This is a genomic window from Ancylobacter sp. Lp-2, from assembly GCF_020523795.1.
Classification (GTDB): domain Bacteria; phylum Pseudomonadota; class Alphaproteobacteria; order Rhizobiales; family Xanthobacteraceae; genus Ancylobacter.
Window position 1 is genome coordinate 1 of sequence record NZ_JAJALI010000027.1, and the last position, 1,049, is coordinate 1,049.

A 1,049-nucleotide genomic window follows, 5' to 3' on the forward strand; every position below is an offset into this window, starting at 1 on the left:
AGCGTGCCGGCGAGGCGGACATACTGGCCGCGGCCGAGGAAGTTCTTCTCCGACACCGCCACTTCGCCGATGAAGCCGTCCGACGTCGAGTAGCCGCCCGAGATCGAGAACTCGCCCGTCGGCTGGTCTTCCACCTGCACCACCAGGATCACCCGGTCCGGCGTCGAGCCGGGCTCGTTGGTGATCTTCACGTCCTTGAAGTAGCCGAGATTGCGCAGACGGCGCTCGGCGCGGTCCACCAGCACCCGGTTATAGGCGTCGCCCTCGGCGACGTCGAACTCGCGGCGGATGACCCAGTCGCGGGTACGGGTGTTGCCGCGGATCTCGATGCGCTCGATATAGACGCGCGGCCCCTCTTCCACCGCGAACACCAGCGAGATGGTGCGCGCCTCGGAGTTGCGGTCGCCGCGCGGCTTCACCTGGGCGAAGGCGTAGCCGCTCTTCGACACCTCGATGGTCGCGTTCTCGACCGACTTCTCCACCAACTCGGCGTTGTACACCTGACCCTTGGCGACGCGCAGCGCCCCACGGATCCGCGCCGGGTCGACGTCCTTGATGTTCGACACCACGTCAACCGAGCCGACGCGGTACTGCTGGCCCTCGTCCAGCACATAGGTCAGCACGAAGCCGTTCTTCTTGCGGTCGAGGTCGGCGGTCACCGACACGATGCGGAAATCGGCATAGCCGTTCTTCAGGTAGAAGCGGCGCAGCAGCTCCTGGTCGGAATTGATGCGGTCGACGTCATAGACGTCGGTGTTCTTCAGCCACGACAGCCAGTTGGTCTCCGTGGTGGTCAGCTCGTCCTTGAGCTTCCAGTCGGAGAACGCCTTGTTGCCGACGAATTTGATCTCGGCGACGCCGAGCTTCTCGCCCTCGGTGATCTCGAACACCAGATCGACGCGGCCCTGGCCGCGGTCGATGGTCTTGGGCTCGACCCGCACGTCGTAGCGGCCGGCGCGGTGATACACCTCGATGATGCGCTGGGTGTCGGCCTGCACCGTGGTCTTGGAGAACGGCGCCCGCGCCTTGGACTGCACCTCGCCGGCGAG

1 protein-coding gene is annotated in these 1,049 nt (G+C 65.7%); it reads right to left on the reverse strand.

The features are described from left to right. On the reverse strand, nt 1-1,049 hold a 1,049-nt coding region (gene bamA, locus LGR54_RS25625), incomplete at both ends, for an outer membrane protein assembly factor BamA (protein WP_230364783.1).